The 16225-nt window shown below is 57.7% G+C and carries 16 protein-coding genes; 8 read left to right on the forward strand and 8 right to left on the reverse strand.

Features of this window, described 5'->3' with window-relative positions; translation table 11 throughout:
• Positions 1-129: 129 nt before the first annotated feature.
• From BMZ91_RS01720 to BMZ91_RS01730, 3 genes are all read right to left on the reverse strand, one after another.
• The gene (locus BMZ91_RS01720; RefSeq protein WP_092833671.1) at positions 130-600 is read right to left on the reverse strand and encodes a DUF302 domain-containing protein; all 471 of its coding nucleotides are present in this window, start codon (positions 598-600) and stop codon (positions 130-132) included.
• A 76-nt stretch (positions 601-676) separates the two neighbouring features.
• On the reverse strand, positions 677-1852 hold the full coding sequence (locus BMZ91_RS01725) for a CaiB/BaiF CoA transferase family protein (protein WP_092833673.1): 1176 nt from the start codon (positions 1850-1852) through the stop codon (positions 677-679).
• 10 nt (positions 1853-1862) lie between these two features.
• On the reverse strand, positions 1863-3494 hold the full coding sequence (locus BMZ91_RS01730; protein WP_092833675.1) for a thiamine pyrophosphate-binding protein: 1632 nt from the start codon (positions 3492-3494) through the stop codon (positions 1863-1865).
• A gap of 209 nt (positions 3495-3703) precedes the next feature.
• On the opposite strand from BMZ91_RS01730, the gene BMZ91_RS01735 reads away from it, so the two are divergent.
• The 6 genes from BMZ91_RS01735 (at position 3704) to BMZ91_RS01760 (ending at position 7506) form a co-directional block, all read left to right on the forward strand.
• Positions 3704-4315: a ribonuclease D gene (locus BMZ91_RS01735; RefSeq protein ID WP_092833677.1), complete on the forward strand. Its 612-nt coding sequence runs from the start codon at positions 3704-3706 to the stop codon at positions 4313-4315.
• Positions 4315-4929: an LPS export ABC transporter periplasmic protein LptC gene (gene lptC / locus BMZ91_RS01740; protein ID WP_092833679.1), complete on the forward strand. Its 615-nt coding sequence runs from the start codon at positions 4315-4317 to the stop codon at positions 4927-4929. The genes BMZ91_RS01735 and lptC overlap by 1 nt, the downstream gene beginning before the upstream one ends.
• On the forward strand, positions 4926-5429 hold the full coding sequence (gene lptA, locus BMZ91_RS01745) for a lipopolysaccharide transport periplasmic protein LptA (RefSeq protein ID WP_092833681.1): 504 nt from the start codon (positions 4926-4928) through the stop codon (positions 5427-5429). Before lptC ends, lptA begins: the two co-directional genes overlap by 4 nt.
• On the forward strand, positions 5426-6184 hold the full coding sequence (gene lptB / locus BMZ91_RS01750; RefSeq protein ID WP_092833683.1) for an LPS export ABC transporter ATP-binding protein: 759 nt from the start codon (positions 5426-5428) through the stop codon (positions 6182-6184). Before lptA ends, lptB begins: the two co-directional genes overlap by 4 nt.
• Positions 6185-6430: 246 nt before the next feature.
• Positions 6431-6994, forward strand: coding sequence for a ribosome hibernation-promoting factor, HPF/YfiA family (gene hpf / locus BMZ91_RS01755; protein ID WP_092833685.1), 564 nt, complete (start codon positions 6431-6433; stop codon positions 6992-6994).
• 47 nt (positions 6995-7041) lie between these two features.
• Positions 7042-7506: a PTS sugar transporter subunit IIA gene (locus BMZ91_RS01760; protein ID WP_092833687.1), complete on the forward strand. Its 465-nt coding sequence runs from the start codon at positions 7042-7044 to the stop codon at positions 7504-7506.
• Positions 7507-7524: 18 nt separating this feature from the next.
• On the opposite strand, the gene BMZ91_RS01765 is transcribed toward BMZ91_RS01760, so the two are convergent.
• The 5 genes from BMZ91_RS01765 to BMZ91_RS01785 all read right to left on the reverse strand — a co-directional run bounded on the left by BMZ91_RS01765 (position 7525) and on the right by BMZ91_RS01785 (position 13100).
• Positions 7525-8952 carry a sulfotransferase family 2 domain-containing protein gene (locus tag BMZ91_RS01765; protein ID WP_092833689.1) on the reverse strand — a complete coding sequence of 476 codons (1428 nt, stop codon included), beginning with the start codon at positions 8950-8952 and terminating at the stop codon, positions 7525-7527.
• Positions 8953-8958: 6 nt separating this feature from the next.
• Positions 8959-10656 carry a DUF5927 domain-containing protein gene (locus BMZ91_RS01770; RefSeq protein ID WP_092833691.1) on the reverse strand — a complete coding sequence of 566 codons (1698 nt, stop codon included), beginning with the start codon at positions 10654-10656 and terminating at the stop codon, positions 8959-8961.
• Positions 10657-10673: 17 nt separating this feature from the next.
• Positions 10674-11660 carry a glycosyltransferase family 2 protein gene (locus tag BMZ91_RS01775; protein WP_092833693.1) on the reverse strand — a complete coding sequence of 329 codons (987 nt, stop codon included), beginning with the start codon at positions 11658-11660 and terminating at the stop codon, positions 10674-10676.
• A gap of 181 nt (positions 11661-11841) precedes the next feature.
• The gene (locus tag BMZ91_RS01780; protein ID WP_092833694.1) at positions 11842-12393 is read right to left on the reverse strand and encodes an ActR/PrrA/RegA family redox response regulator transcription factor; all 552 of its coding nucleotides are present in this window, start codon (positions 12391-12393) and stop codon (positions 11842-11844) included.
• A gap of 77 nt (positions 12394-12470) precedes the next feature.
• On the reverse strand, positions 12471-13100 hold the full coding sequence (locus BMZ91_RS01785) for an SCO family protein (protein WP_092833696.1): 630 nt from the start codon (positions 13098-13100) through the stop codon (positions 12471-12473).
• 90 nt (positions 13101-13190) lie between these two features.
• Here BMZ91_RS01785 and regB point away from each other — a divergent pair, with 90 nt between their 5' ends.
• Together regB and BMZ91_RS01795 are read left to right on the forward strand one after the other, a co-directional pair.
• Positions 13191-14585 (forward strand): sensor histidine kinase RegB, encoded by a 1395-nt coding sequence (regB, locus tag BMZ91_RS01790; protein WP_143076281.1) that lies wholly within the window; start codon positions 13191-13193, stop codon positions 14583-14585.
• Positions 14586-14680: 95 nt separating this feature from the next.
• The gene (locus tag BMZ91_RS01795; protein WP_092833700.1) at positions 14681-16207 is read left to right on the forward strand and encodes a PAS-domain containing protein; all 1527 of its coding nucleotides are present in this window, start codon (positions 14681-14683) and stop codon (positions 16205-16207) included.
• The last annotated feature ends 18 nt before the right edge of the window (positions 16208-16225 follow it).

The raw sequence follows: 16225 nt of genomic DNA on the forward strand, positions 1-16225 counted from the left end.
CTTCACCAATACGTTATCGAGTCTTTAACGAATGTGACGAACACCAGGCAGGGGTTCACGCTTAAGGTGCTGCAAAATCGGCGCAAACCCGCCCAACGCGAGCGGTTTCAGCGATAGTTTGCCCGAAAATCACTCTGCAATGGCGGCTTTTGCGACAGTTTCGAAAACTCCGTCCAATTCGGCGGCCAGATCGCGCAGAGTGTCGCCGCCCTCATCGAAATAGGGGGTAAAGACCGCCGTTGGCGTGCGGTAACTCAGGCTCGCGGTGCCATCAGCGTCTTCGGTCACATAAATGCGAATCGGTGCTTCGATGCCCGATGCGACACTCGCGGCCAGCATCCGGCGGGCATAATCGTTGCGATAAAGCCCAAAGACCCGGTTCCCCGGAATCTCGTGACCCTGAGCGCGCGCGCCATCCGACGCGCTCGCCTGAGTGACGATTGCAATAGGTGCGGTTTTGACAGCGTCACGCAGCGCCTCGACAAGATCGCCGTAGGACTTGCCGGTGTCATGCACCACCCAGCCATCGCGCGGCTCAAGCGCCTGTACACTCCCTGCCGCAAGGCCAAGAATCGCTAGGATGCTCAGAAAACGTTGCATATCATAGCCCCCTCTTTCGCGCCTATAGCTACTGCCGCAGGCCCTGTGCGGCAAATCACTATGGCGAGAGGGCGGGTTACAGCCCGCTCTTGATCCGCGCCAGAACTGCCTCTGTGTCGGCCCCAAGACTGGGTGGGGCACTGCGGTAACTGACTGGCGTGCGCGAGAATTTAAGCGGGTTGCCGAGCAGGCGCACCTCGCCCTTGGCGGTCTGTGGCGCGGAGAGGGTCACGGTCATATCGCGCGCCTGTGCCTGATCGGATTCAAGGGCTTGCTCGATCGTGTTGACCGGGCCGACCGGCACCTTGCGCAATTCGAGCCCCGCAATCACATGATCGGTGTCGCGCCCGGCAAGCGTCTCGGCGATCTGGCCAACCAAAAGATCACGATGCGTCAGACGGGCCGTATTGGTGGCAAAGCGCGGATCACTGGCCCAGTCGCCCTGTCCCAGATAGTCGCAGAACCGAGCGAATTGGCTATCGTTGCCGACCGCGACGATGACATAGCCATCGCGTGTTTCGAACACCTGATAGGGTACGATATTGGGGTGCGCATTGCCCGCCCGCGTCGGGGCCACGCCGGATGTCAGATAATTGAGGCCCTGATTGACCAGCCAGGACATGGTCGCATCGACCAGCGCGATATCAATATGTTGGCCCTCGCCGGTGGCATCGCGATGGCGTAGCGCCGACAGGATACCGACCGTCGCATAAAGCCCGCAGACCACATCGGCCACGCCAACGCCGACCTTCATCGGCTCTTCACCGGCCTCGCCGGTGATGCTCATGATGCCGCCAAACCCCTGTGCCATAAGGTCGTAACCGGGCTTGTCACGGTTCGGACCGGTCTGGCCAAACCCTGAGATCGAGCAATAAACAAGCCCCGGATAGGCGGCACAGAGCGTGTCATGATCAAGTCCGTATTTCTTTAGACCGCCAGGTTTGAAATTCTCGATCACCACATCGGCGCGCCCGGCAAGATCGTGAAGCGCCTTTTGCGCCGCCGGATCGGTGAGATCGAGCGCGACGGATTTCTTGTTGCGGTTCGAGGACATGAAATAGGCCGAAAGATCGGTCGGCTTGCCTGTCGGATCAAGCGCAAAGGGCGGGCCCCACGTGCGCGTGTCATCGCCGCCGGGGCTTTCGATCTTGATCACCTCCGCGCCAAGATCGCCCATAAGCTGGGTACAGGTTGGTCCTGCAAGGATGCGGCTGAGGTCGAGAACGACAAGGCCGTCAAGCGGTCCGGGCATGGGAGTCTCCTTAAATTCGGCCATCATAAGACCCGCGATCAATTTCGGCGGCGATCACGGTGAAGGTATCAGCGGTTTGCGCCTGTTCCAGTGCCGCGCGCAATTCGGCCCGCGATGTAACACGCACGCCATTGCCACCAAAGGCCCGGCCAATGGCCGCAAAATCATGATGGCCGAAATCAACCGCAAGATTGACCATCTGGCGCTCGCGCTGTTTCTTTTCGATCAGCGACAGGCTTGCATCGACAAACACCACGAAAATCACCGGCAGTTTCAACTCGGCCACGGTCGAAAGCTCGCCCGCGACCATCAGGAAACCGGCATCGCCGGAAAAGCTTACGACGGGGCGGTCCGGCTCTGCGATCTTGGCGCCCATGGCCAGCGGCACGGCACAGCCCATGGTGCAAAGCGCGGTCGATTGCAAAAGCGCCTGCGGGGCGTAAGAGGTCCACATTTGCGACAAGAGAATGCGGTGCGCGCCGCTGTCACAGGTGGCAATCGTTTCAGGGGGAAGGGTCGCGCGCGCCTCGGCAATCACGCCCGCCGCGCCCCATTCATCGTCATGCGGAAAGGCATGGGCCAAAGCGGCGCGCACCGCCGCCGGTTCGCCGCCGGGCCATGTGGCACGCGGGGCAACGCCCTCGCAAAGCGCGCGCAGGCTTGCGCCGCAATCGCCGACGATATTCATCGTCGCCTGGTGCATGTACTGATGGTTTGGCTCCGCCGCGATGTCGATCACATTCACCTTGGCCGGGTCCCAGATTTCGCGCCAGCCGGGGCGCATTTCGATCGGGTCATAACCAACGCAGAGGATCAGATCGGCGCGCTCGACCAGCGGCACCATGATGCCATCGGCCAGCGGCGACAGGCCCGCGCCCCCCATCGCCATGGCATGGGTTTCCTCAATAAGACCCTTGGCCTTGTAGGTGGTGATCACCGGAATGCCATATCGTTCGGCCAGGGTCGCAATATCGGGGCCGGCACCCTCGTTCATGGCATCAAGGCCGACGATCATCACCGGGCGTTCTGCATCGGCCAGCCAACCGCGCGCACGAGTCAGCGCCTCGCCCGGCGCGGGCACCATCACTTCGGCCATCGGGCGGCGACGCAGGATCGGCAGGGTCACGCGGGTGTCGGCGACGCTGATCGGCACGTCGATATGCACCGGGCCGGGCCGCCCCTCAAGCGCGATGCCCATGGCCTTGTCGGCGATGATATCGGCGCCCTGCGCGGTCAGGCGAAAGGTCGCCTTGGTGATCGGGCGCAAAACCGCCTCGTGATCAAGGATCTGATGGGTATATGTCAGCGCCTCATCGGCATCGACACAGCCCGACAGCACGATAAGCGGCACCCGGTCTTGATGGGCATTGGCAATCGCATTGACCCCGTTGAGAACCCCCGGCCCCAGCGTCGCAATCAAAATGCCCGGCGCACCGGTGCGATGCCACACACCTTCGGCCATGAAGGCGGCGGCATTCTCATGGCGCGCCAGAACGCATTCTATACCCGCACGCGACAGCGCATCCATCACGGTCAGAACCTCGCCCCCCGGCATCCCGAACGCATGGCGGCACCCGGCCTCGTACAAGCGCCGCGCAAGGTAATCGGCGGCGCGATCGGCGGTTTGATTGGCATGTGTCACGGGGGCACTCCTTCGTCATCCTGACCCACTTTCTGGCCGAGCAATCGGCCAACCGCAAGCGCCTTTGGCGGTGGTTTGAGGTCTGTTTACTGGAATTTCCCCTGTGCCATGCCTAAATGCCGGGTTGAGGCAGGGCCGCAAAACGCTTAATCACAACGCTAATTCTTACGATCTGCCCATGCTTTTTCATCCGGGCGCAAGGACATAAAATGGCAAACCATCTTTATCAGAACGATCTGCCCGATGGGCTGAACCTCGGACCTGTTGTTGCAATCGACTGTGAAACCATGGGGCTTCAGCCGCATCGTGACCGGCTTTGCGTGGTGCAATTGTCCGGTGGCGATGGCAACGCCCATATGGTGCAGGTTGCCAAGGGCCAGACCAGCGCCCCCAATCTTGCCGCCCTTCTGGAGAACCCGGATGTGCTCAAGCTGTTCCATTTTGGCCGGTTCGATATCGCGGCTATGTACAACGCCTTCGGCGCGCTTGCGGCGCCGGTCTATTGCACCAAGATCGCCAGCAAGCTGATCCGCACCTATACGGATCGGCATGGCCTCAAGTATCTGCTTCAGGAATTGCTGAGCGTTGATATCTCGAAGCAACAGCAAACCTCGGATTGGGGCGCGGCCAAGCTAAGCAATGCGCAGCTTGAATATGCGGCTTCGGATGTTCTTTATCTGCACCGCCTGCGCGAGGCGCTGAATGTGCGGCTTGAGCGCGAGGGGCGCATGGACCTTGCGCAAAGCTGTTTCGATTTCCTGCCGACCCGTGCGCGGCTTGATCTTGCCGGATGGCCCGAGATTGATATCTTTGCCCACTGATGGTGCCCACAGATAACACCTATTCGCGGGTCGTTGCATGGATGAAGATCATCCTGCCGATGGCCGCACTTGGGCTGTTATCAACGTTGTTTCTCATCTCGCGCACCATCGACCCGTCGCAATCGGCGCCCGAAGCCCAGATTGACCTTGAACAGCGTGCGCAGGATCAGGGTGCGACCAAGCCAAGCTTTTCCGGGGTAACGCAGCAAGGCGACGAAATCCTGTTCACCGCCGATATCACACGCCCCAAGCGGGACGAACCCGAGACGATCCTGGTAGAAAATATCATGGCGCGGATGGCGCTTTTTGAGGGCGCGGTTGTCAATATCACTTCCCAGCACGCGCAAATGAACCTCAATAGCCTGACAGCCAGCCTTGAAGGCCGGGTGGAAATCACAACCTCGACCGGCTATGTGGTGGCGACAGACCGGCTGGATACACGGCTGGATGAGATCCATGCCGAGAGCCCGGGACCGGTTAGCGCAAGAGGGTCGATCGGCGCCATCACCGCCGACCGCATGCTTTTGCAGAACAATAACAAGAGCAATGCACCGGAATTGATTTTCACGGGCGGCGTCAAGCTGATATACCACCCCGGAAATGCCAAGGAATGACCGACGTGGCGAGACTTATGATACTAGTGATCGGGCTGTTTTTCATGGGCCTGCCCTCGATGACCGAGGCGCAGGGCGCACAGGTGGCGTTTGGCAATACTCAACGGGATCGCGATCTGCCGGTTGAGGTGACCTCAGATAATCTTAACGTTAATCAGAATGACAACACTGCGATTTTTACCGGCAGCGTGGTGATTGGTCAGGGCGAAATGCGGCTTTCGGCGCCAAGGGTTCTGGTGATTTATCTCAGTGATAAATCCGGGATCGAAAGCCTTGAGGCGACCGGCGGCGTGACAGTGGTCAGCGGCGCCGATGCCGCAGAGGCCGCCCGCGCCGATTACAACCTCATCACCGGGATGATCGAAATGCAGGGTGATGTTCTTTTGGTGCAGGGCGAGAATGCCATCACCGGCGACACCATGATCGTGGACACGACCGCAGGCACCGCACAGGTCAGCGGTCGGGTTAAAACCCTGCTTCAACCAAAGGCCAAGGAATGAACACACCCAACCTGACCCTGGCGCATGAAAATACCGGATTGCGGATCGAGTGCCTGCGCAAAAGCTATAAAAAGCGGGTGGTCATCCGCGATGTCTCGCTCTCGCTTGAACAGGGTGAGGTGGTGGCGCTTTTGGGGCCGAACGGGTCGGGCAAGACCACGACGTTTTACGCCATCGCCGGGCTTATATATCCAGAGGGCGGGCATATCTTTATCGACGGCCGTGATGTCACCAACCTGCCGATGTATCGCCGCGCCAAGCTTGGAATTGGCTATCTGCCACAGGAAATGTCGATTTTCCGTGGCCTGTCGGTAGAAGATAACATCATGGCGATCCTCGATATTTCAGAAAGCGATCGGCGCAAGCGGCGCGAGCGGTTGGAAGAGCTGTTGTCGGAGTTCTCGATCGAGCATTTGCGCCGCGCGCCCGCGCTTGCGCTTTCGGGCGGTGAACGCCGCCGGGTCGAGATTGCGCGCTGTCTGGCGGCGAAACCGCGTTATCTCTTGCTGGATGAACCCTTTGCCGGGGTCGATCCGATTTCGGTTGGTGATATCCGCCATCTGGTGGCCGATCTGAAAAAACGCGGCATCGGTGTTCTGATCACCGATCACAATGTGCGCGAAACGCTGGAGATCGTCGATCGTGCCTATATTCTGCATGACGGCAAGGTTCTGATGTCCGGCAGCCCGCAGGATGTGGTTGCCAATGAAAACGTGCGCCGGGTCTATCTCGGCGACAATTTTCGGATTTCCTGAACGCCGGCCTTTTGCCGCCCAAAACACCATGCGATCCTTTCAATTTGAATTGACAAGACGGCCAGAAAACGCGTCAATTGAGCTATGACATGTGTTGAACTTACGCTGTTCTTTGACTGGCCCCCGCGACAAGGGCCTGCTTTTGGACAGATTTCACATATGTCGAATATCAGCATCCCGAACTGGCACTGAACTTTTGCGCAGGCGCGCCGTGCTAGTCGAGGTTTGTCAAATAAAGGAGACAAGATGCGTTACCAAATCAGCGGACGGCAGATCGACATCGGTGAAGCTCTTCAGGTGTATGTAAAAGAACACCTTGGAACCGTCGTCGATAAATATACCGGGCGGCCGACCGACGCGACTGTATTCTTTTCCAAAACGGGCAGCGAATTCAAATGCGAAGTGACCGTGCATCTGTCCACTGGTCTGACGGCACAGGCCAACGCCAAGGCGCATGAAATTTACGCGGCGTTTGATGCGTGTTCCGAAAAGATGGACAAACAACTTCGCCGGTACAAACGCCGCCTGAAGGACCACCACAAGGAACGCCCGCAGCCTGTTGAACTTTCTGGTGCTTCCTCCTATATCCTCGCCTCAGATAGTGAAGAAACGGAATCAGAGCCTGATAGCCTGCAGCCGATCATCATCGCCGAGATGGAAACCAAGATTCCATCGCTATCGGTTGGTGAAGCGGTCATGCAAATGGAGCTTGCTGGCGCCCCGGTTCTGGTCTTTCGCAACGAGGGCAAAAAAGCGGTCAACGTCGTATATCGCCGGGAAGATGGCAATATTGGCTGGGTTGACCCGTAAATTAGGGCGATGGGCGGTAAAAAACCTCCTGTTTGAGCAGTACAGTAATGGAAATACCTATGATCCTCGATCCTAACGCCGTGCGCGCCTTGTCAGGTGTGACCAGCAAAAAGCGTCTCATGCAAGAGTTGGGTTCGATTGCAGAAGCCGCCTATGGGGTTCCGCATTCCACCGCTGTTGAGGCACTTTTGGATCGCGAAAGCCTTGGCCCCACCGGTGTGGGCCATGGCGTCGCCCTTCCGCATGCCCGCCTTGAGGGGCTTGAGCAGGTGGTCGGTGTTCTGGTCGTGCTGGACAAGCCGATTGGCTTTGATTCCGTCGACCGCCAACCGGTTGATCTTGCCTTTGCGCTTTTTGCCCCGATTGACGCCGGGGTCGAGCATCTCAAGGCGTTGGCGCTTGTGTCGCGCACCCTGCGGGATGCATCGCTTTGCGCAAAATTGCGCGCAAACAACGACCCGGCGACGCTTTATACGATTCTGACTGAGGCGCAGGCGGTTCAGGCCGCCTGATCCCAAGGTCTGACGCCCTCAGGCCCAGCGACCAAACCCAAAGGTTACATAATCGCGCTGATAGACGTCACGCGCCAAGGCCTCGATTTCATCATCGTAAATCTCTGAGAGATCGAATGGCGTATCCGTCAACGCTTGGGGTGGCACCGGCGGCTTGGCATAACCGACCTGACGCGCCAGGGCGGCAAGATAACCTTTCATCTCGGTTTCGCGGATCACCATGTCGGGTGATCCAAACTGTGCCATTCCTTCCAGAACCGAGGCCTGCGTGGCCCAATGCGCATCGACCCGAATGCCGGTCTGCCCTGCAAGATTGGATTTTAGAAAGATCAGGAATGCGACGAAAGCCTCGCGGTGGGCGCGCCGGTCATAGTCTTCCTCCAACTCGCCGCCTGGCAGCGGCAGTTTATGAAAATTGCGCAAGGTCTTGCGAATATCGCGATAACAGCCGGGGCCCTTGACCAAGATCTTGGCGCAGAAAGCGGCATGCGCGCGCGCCACCGGATGGCGCAGAACGCTAAAGCGGCGATGTCCGGGCTTGCGCCGCATCCATTGCCGCAGCGCCCTTTGGTTAAGCTTGGTCGGCAAGGTGTCGGGCGGCACACCGTCAAGCGCCGCAAGCCAGTGACGTACTTCGGTCTCGGGGCCAGAGCGGACCGGCATGTAAAGCAGCGCCGCCTTTGCCGCGCTGACAAATCCCGGCACGGCGGCGCCGCGACGCGGCTCGAAATTCGGTGTGCGCGTCAGATTGAAAGTGTCCAACCCCGCAAGCGCGTGTTCCATCTCGTCAAAGTTGGAAACCTTATCTTCAAGCCCGCCGGGGTTTTGCTTTTTCAGAGAATCGTCAAGGGCATCCAGAACCGTCGCGCAGCCAAGATAGCGTGCCAGACCATTCATCACCTCAAGGCTTTGAAGATCATCATAGGCCACATAAAACGCGGTCTGTCCACTATGCTGAAGCCGGTTCAGAAGGAACACCTGAAAGTCCTGAAGCCGCCCGACATGGCGTTCAAATTCCACGCCGTCAAACTCGATCTTGCTATCACGGCGCCGTTTGACGTTGGTCAGCTTCCACTGGCCGGTGGCCTGGGCGATTTTCCACGAGACATAGCTATCGACCGGGTTGCGGGTCAGCACGATCTTGGCACAGCGCGGATCATCAAGCACGATATCCAGAACCCTTGGATCGTGATCATGAAAGAACCGAAAGCCGCCAATGCCCTCGGACCCGGTTTTTATCGCCTCGATCAACCGCCCCGGATCGCCATCGCGCATTGCCTGCGTCACGCCCAAAACCTCGGTCTTGTTCGGATAAGCGATGAAGTGCGGATTGAATGCCTCGCCATGGCATTCGATGCCGTCAAAGGCGTTCAGATTGCTTTCAAGAAAGTTCGATCCAGTGCGCATTTCTGCAAACACAACGAAATAGTCAAACGGGGCTGTCATCAATATTTACCGCACCAGATAAGGTTTGCGTTGGTTCTGCTGTGGTTCGTTCAGCCTGTGCTCGACCGGGAAATCGCCCATAAGATAGGGATGCATGCCCTGATTCTTGAGGTTTTGCAAAAACTGGCCAAAGCCGCTTAAATCGGTCATGCGCGGCACCTCGGCGAGGCCACGCAGGTTTTGCTGACCGATTTCGTCAATGATGGTTTGCAGCGGCTCCATCGGGGCCTCGATAAATTCGGCCATGGTCCAGATCCGCACCCGCGCCTTGGTCCACTGCGAGCGCAGCACCTCAAGATGTTTGCTTTCGACCTGTTGCAAAAGCGCGGCCTCGCGCCGGATGTCCGAGAAATTGCTGTTGGATTTGAAAAGCGGTACGGCCCAGGCGCCGGAAATCACCGAAATCTGAGCGTTCGGGTCTTTGGCGATTTCCCATTCGATCTTTTGCTTGTCGCGCGGGCCGAACTGAAAACACTGGCGTTCGCCGCGGGTGTTCCAGATCAGGCTGGCCAGAAACGCGCGCGGATTATAGTCGCGCAGGGCGGCGCTATCGCTTAGCGCGCCATTCATCACCGTTTGCCCATCGGAAAACACGGCCCGTTCTGGCGCAAAGAGATGCCCATGCACCCGCATGCCAGTCATCTTGGCCAACCACGGTTCGAAATTCTCGAAGAGGTCGGAAAATCCTTCAAAAACCGAATATTGCGCACAGGTCAGGCCATTTTCACGGCCCTCGACCGGAAACCGGCTTTGCATGTAAAGACCGGGGCGCCCGCGCGTGCGCCGCTCAACCGCCTTGGCGAAAATCCGGTCGATCTTGCCGGGGTTTGGTTCGGTCCGGTTCATCGCGCCGGCCTGATCGGTCAGAAATGCCTGATAAAGGCGATCGGCAAACGGCCAGATCTTGCGCGCAACAAAACAATCCGACCGGCGCAAAAGTTGCAGGTGGTCATCATAGAAAATATGCGGCTTGCCCTGATAGTCGAACTTCGAAAGCGTCAGTGAGCGGCTTTCGATCTGGCGCGAATATTGCCGGACAAGTGTCTGGAAATAACTTTCATCGGGGATCCAGACCTTGCTGAAATAACGGTCATAGGTGTCGCGCTCGGGATCCTGAAGAATGGCCGACAGGGTTTGACGCGTCAGACACCACCACTGGCTTCCCATATGGGGAACAATGCCGTTGGGAATCTTGCGTTTGAATCGCAGCACGCGTTGAAGGGCGACGTATTTATCAAACAGATAGCGTTGGTTACGCCATGAGAACGGGAACCGCAGGGTAAAGCGTTCCTGATCAAGTCCGCCCATTGTCCAGGGCACATCGGCGGTGGTGGCGGATTCGATGAAATCGGTATGCGGGCGTTTGGCAAGGTAATCTATCAGCTCCTGCACCGGGCGCAGCGGCAGGCAGGACCCCGAGGCCAGATAGACGTGGCGGACTTCGGCAAAGTCATTGAGCATGATCTTGGCCGCGTCCTGTGTCGCGGCCACAAGCCCCCAGGTGCCCCATTCACAGCGATGCCGCCTTGCAAACCGCACATCCGGCATATCCGAGAGGGCGTTTACAAAGGCATCATAGGTTTTGCGCGGGACGGCCTTGTCGACATGGATCACCAGCGGACAGCCCGCCGCTGCCCAGTGGCGCGCCACCTGTTCGGCACGGCCAAAGGCGGTATGGACCAACATGATGATCCCGACACCCATGATTTACTGCCCTTCCCTCATGCCCAGTTCCCCTTGGACATTAGGCCAAGGATCTCCAGCTGACGCCAGTTTATATATTTTTCCGACCATTTGCACCAAAGCTCTGGGTTTTCCTGCACGGTTCTTGCGTAGGCCTTGTATTCGACACTGGCCGAATAGTGCTGTCGGCGGGTTAATTCCTCGGCGGCTTTGGCGGTGAAGGTGTCAAGAAACTTGGCATGAAGCAAAATTCCGCTCGCCTTTTCGCCACCCCATTCATCATAGGTCAGGTTAAGCCCACGCGGCAAAAGCATATGAGTCGAGCTTTCATAGGCATAGCGTCGGTCCCATTTCACCAGCGGCGTCTTGTTCAGCGCGGGGGCCTTCTTCGGGGCGTCAGGAAAGAACACCCGCGCCCGTGGCCCGCCCTGAATCCAGAGATTTCCGTAAAACTTGTTTTTATCGATCACATAGTTGCCGGGATCAAACCAGGCGGCGATTTCAAGCGGGTTTTGCCCGGTTTGATAGGGCACCGCATCAATGCGTCCCTTGGGGTACATGTCCAGAAGCATCGCACCAAAGGATTTGACCTGACTGGTATCAAGCCAATCGGTCAAGGCCCGGATCGGGCGCGTATCGCAGAATGGATAAACAAAGAATTCATCGGCATCGACCACAAGCGTCCAGTGATCATGGCCGTATTTCTGTTGTAGCCAGTTCAGCCAATCCACCCCAAAGCGGGATCGCTTATAGCTTGATTTGGTGGACCAGAGCGAAACGTCATCCTGTTGCGCCAGATACTCGGCACCGCCATCGGTGCTGTCGTTGTCGACGATCAGGAAATGCGACACACCCATATCTCGATAATACCGCAGGAAATACGGCAGGCGGATATGTTCATCGCGCAGTGTAGAAAACAACAGGATATCACCGGGGCGAATCCTTTCCGTGCGGTTGGCAACCGGCGTCAGCGAAAAATGCTTGCGATAGGCGCGCAATTTTGCCCGCTTACGCCGCAGCCGCATTCGATATGACTGCCAGATACCCAAAGATTTCGGCCCCCGTTAAACGTTTGTCATCGCCGCACACTATCTCAGGGCAATTAATACAATCTTTTTACTGCACAATCTCTGGCAAAAACGCAAATTGTTGCCAAGTCAGAAAACCCGTTTGTCTGGCCCAGCGCAACCGGCTTTGCGGTTTAATTTACCGTGGCGAGCGCTTGGCAAGGATGCGCTGAAGGGTGCGACGATGCATGTTAAGGCGACGGGCGGTTTCGCTCACATTGCGATCGCAAAGCTCATAAACGCGCTGAATATGTTCCCACCGCACGCGATCCGCGCTCATCGGGTTCTCCGGGGGGGGCGGCAATGTATCACCGGTGGCCAGCAAGGCGTTGGTGATATCCGTAGCATCGGCCGGTTTTGAAAGATAATCCGTCGCGCCAATCTTGACTGCGGCAACCGCCGTGGCGATCGCGCCATAGCCGGTCAGAACCACGATCCGGCTATCGGGGCGCTTTTCGCGAATGATTTCGACCACATCAAGACCATTGCCATCTTCAAGCCGCAGATCGCAGACCGCATAGGCGGGCGGTCTTGCGGTGGCAATCGCGCGCCCGGCGACGACCGACCCGGCGGTTTCAACTTCAAAGCCGCGCTTTTCCATGGCCTTGGCCAAACGTTTCAGAAACGGTTCATCGTCATCCAACAACAGAAGCGTTTTGTCCTCACCAATATTATGCTGGTCCTCGGCCATCCCGTTCCTCCTGTTGCGCGCAATCCCTAGAAAGGTTCTAGCCCGCGCTTTTGCCTGCGTCAAACAAACGCAGCGCTCTAGCTTGCATCAACAAAACATTGAATGCGTTCAGCCATTTGTTCGGCGGTGGAATCCCGGCGGAAAAACTCGACAAAGCCATGCTCCGGCAAAGTCAGATATGACATGGTGGAATGGTCCACGAGGTAGAATTCTTCCTCGCCCTCGGTCGGCTTCTGGGCCTGATAAAATGTGCGATAGGCCTTGCTCGCCGCCTTGACCTGTTCCGGTGAGCCGGTAAGCCCAAGCATGCGCGGGTGCAGGTAATCAGTATATTCTTTCATCACCTCGGGCGTGTCGCGCGTGGGGTCAATCGAGATAAACACCGGTTTCACGATTTTGCCCCGGCTTTCAAGAATATCCACCGCCTCTGCATTGCGCGCGGCATCAAGCGGGCAAATATCAGGGCAGAAGGTATAGCCGAAATATATCAGCGTCGGCTGGTCGACTACCTCTTTGTCAGTCACCGTCTCACCGTCTTCACTCACAAGCGTAAACGGACCACCGATCTGTCCGGCGCCCCCCGCCACGCTTGAGGCGCGGCATTGTGCAAACTGATCATCATCGCCGCCAGCCATCGTCATGTAATAGGTTACGCCAAGCAGCAGAATCACGGCAGCCGTGGCGGTAATGGCAATCAAGCGGGTCATCGGGATTTCCTTGCGTTAGGGGGCGTTGGGTGCAACTTTCAGACTTTCTAACATCCCCCTCCCTGCATGCAATGGGACGCAATCGCACATATGGTTGATCACACCGCCGCCTCCTTCAAATCGCGCCAGAGCGGAAGCTGGATTCGCCTGCGCACGCTTGTGCTCTTGCGGTGGTGGGCGATAATCGGTCAGGCGAGCGCCCTGATCATCGCCGAGCGATTTTATGACCTTAACCTGGAAATCGGCCTGTGTTTTCTCGTGATCGGCGTATCCATCGTCAGCAACCTTGTGGCCGCCTTTGTCTTTGCCGAAAACAAACGCCTGTCCGAACAGGACACGCTTTTGGTCGTATTGTTCGATATGCTGCAACTTGGGTTGCTGTTGTATCTGACCGGCGGGCTGAACAACCCGTTTACCATTCTGATCGTCGGGCCGGTCACGGTGTCTGCCTCGGCGCTGTCGTCTCGGTCAACCGCGTTTCTGGGGGTGATGGCGATCCTGATCGTCTCGGTCCTGATGCAGTTTTACCTGCCGCTGCGCACCGAACAGGGGTTTATCCTTCGGGTGCCGGATGTGTTTCGCTTTGGCAATTGGGTGGCAATTGTCATCGCGGTGATCTTTCTTGGCGTCTACTCACGCTGGATCGTGCAGGAAATGCACGCCATGTCGGATGCCTTGCAAGCCACGCAAATGGCCCTGGCGCGCGAACAAAAGCTGACCGACCTTGGCGGGGTCGTTGCCGCCGCCGCGCATGAGCTTGGCACGCCGCTGGCGACGATCAAGCTTGCCAGCACCGAATTGGCAGAAGAGTTATCTGATAGTCCCGACCTGCGCGAGGATGCGCTCTTGATCGTGCAACAGACCGACCGCTGTCGTGATATCCTGCGCTCGATGGGGCGGGCAGGCAAAGATGATCTGCATCTGCGGACCACCCCCCTGACCGCGCTTGTCGAAGAAGCGGCAGAGCCCCATATTGATCGTGGCAAATACATTCATTTTGACCATGCGGTCGGTGAGGGCGATATTTCAGCTCCGCCTATCGTCCTGCGCCGACCAGAGGTGATACATGGGCTGCGCAACCTTATCCAGAACGCGGTTGATTTTGCGCGCGAAAATGTCTGGGTCGAATCAAGCTGGGACGAGAATACCATCACCATTCGGATCATGGATGACGGGCGCGGATATCCGCCGCATCTCTTGGGCCGAATTGGCGATCCGTTCATGCGTCGCCGCGCGAGCACTGGCGACCCACGACGGCCGGGCTATGAAGGGATGGGGCTTGGCCTTTTCATTGCCAAAACGCTTCTGGAACGCTCTGGCGCGGACCTTAGCTTTGCCAACGGATCGGAGTCTTTCAAATCGCAGGAAAGCCATTCGGCCCGCACCGGTGCGTTTGTCGAAGTGACATGGGATCGGGACGCAATCGCGGCGCCAACCGGCCCGGAATCGACCGCTCTGGGCCTAAATCAGCCCTTTCAAACCTGAAAGTCGACAAGATTCAGCGCAACCGGATCGTCATTAAGGCGGCCTTAACCAGTTTCGATAAAGTTCGACCCGACTCCTGGGACAAAAGGTGCAGTATGGTCGATCTAACCGTTTCAAACTCTGTCATCCTTGGCGGCCTTGTGGTCGCTTTTTCCTTTGCCGTGCTCTGGTTGATCGGGATGTGCCGGACCAGCCAAAGTTATAAAGGGGCGCTGCAACACCCTGGTACACGGGCAAACAGCTTTTTGTTTCGCGACGAAGACCTGATCGAGCACGATGCGAGCACGATGACCCTGCCAAAGGCGGAAACCGAGGATGAAACCGACTGGCATCGCATGAGACGCTGGCTTGGGTTCCGCTTTCCCAATCTTCCAGAGCAGCTTGGCGATCTGACCGCTGATCTTGAAATCGAAAGCAATGAGGACGGTTTGAAATCGCGTCTTGAATTTTCGCCGGGCAAAAAGACCGTCCACCTTACGCTAAGTGAAACGCTTGCACCGGATTCCGTCGTACTGCACGAAACCCTGCGCCAACATGCGCTTTTGGAGGATCGCGCTGCCGCCTTATCGGCGGCGCCAATGCCGGTTTGGGCAACCGACAAAGACGGTAATGCGATATGGGAAAATCAGGCCAGCAAAGCGCTGGCCGATGAGCATAAAGAGCAGATGCTTCTGGCCCTTGGAGATGCGCCAGAGCCCGGCGTTTCGGTCTCAACGCAGGTTTCTCTAGAAAATCCTGTCGGGCCGTCGGATCTTTGGTATGACCTAAAGGCAGTCGGGTCTGATACTGGCACGTTGCATTATGCCGCAAACATTACTCGCATCATCCATGCCGAAACCATTCAGCGTGAATTTGTCCAGACTCTGGCCAAAACCTTTGCCCATCTGACCACTGGCCTTGCAGTATTTGACCGCAGCAAGAACCTGGCACTGTTCAACCCTGCGCTGATCGACCTTACTGCACTTTCCCCTGAATACCTGAGTGCGCGGCCCAGCCTGATCAGCTTTTTTGACACCCTGCGGGACCGTCAAGTGATGCCAGAGCCGAAAAACTATGCAAGTTGGCGCAGCCAGATCAACGATATGGTCAAAACCGCCGCCGGTGGGCTTTACCAGGAAGTCTGGAGTCTGCCCTCCGGCCAGACCTATCGCGTCATTGGTCGACCGCATCCGGATGGTGCCGTTGCCTTCCTGTTCGAGGATATCTCGGTTGAAATTCTCGCCACCCGCCGCCACCGCATGCAAATGGATCTGCGCCAGACGGTGCTGGATCAACTTGATGAAGGGGTTGCCGTGCTGTCCGCCGAGGATCGCCTGATGTTTTGCAATAGCACGCTTGGCACACTTCTGGGCATCGACCCGGATGGAAGCTTTGCCGATATGGGCCTTTCCGATCTTCTGGCGGCCTGCCATTCCCGTTACCCCGATGTTGGTCTCTGGGCCGAGGTCGAAGAAAAGATAACCCGTAAATCCCTGAGCAGTCCGATTATCGACACGGTCGGCCGCCCCGGCGGGGATGGCGCGACCTGTCGGGTGATGCCACTTGGCGGTGGGGTGACGATGCTCTGTCTGACCCAGATCGTCCCGGAAGTTTCAGGCATGACCACCGCCGATCTGCCCTGATCCCGGTTGCGGGCAGGC

Origin of the sequence: Roseovarius lutimaris (assembly GCF_900115165.1) — a bacterium.
GTDB lineage: Bacteria > Pseudomonadota > Alphaproteobacteria > Rhodobacterales > Rhodobacteraceae > Roseovarius > Roseovarius lutimaris.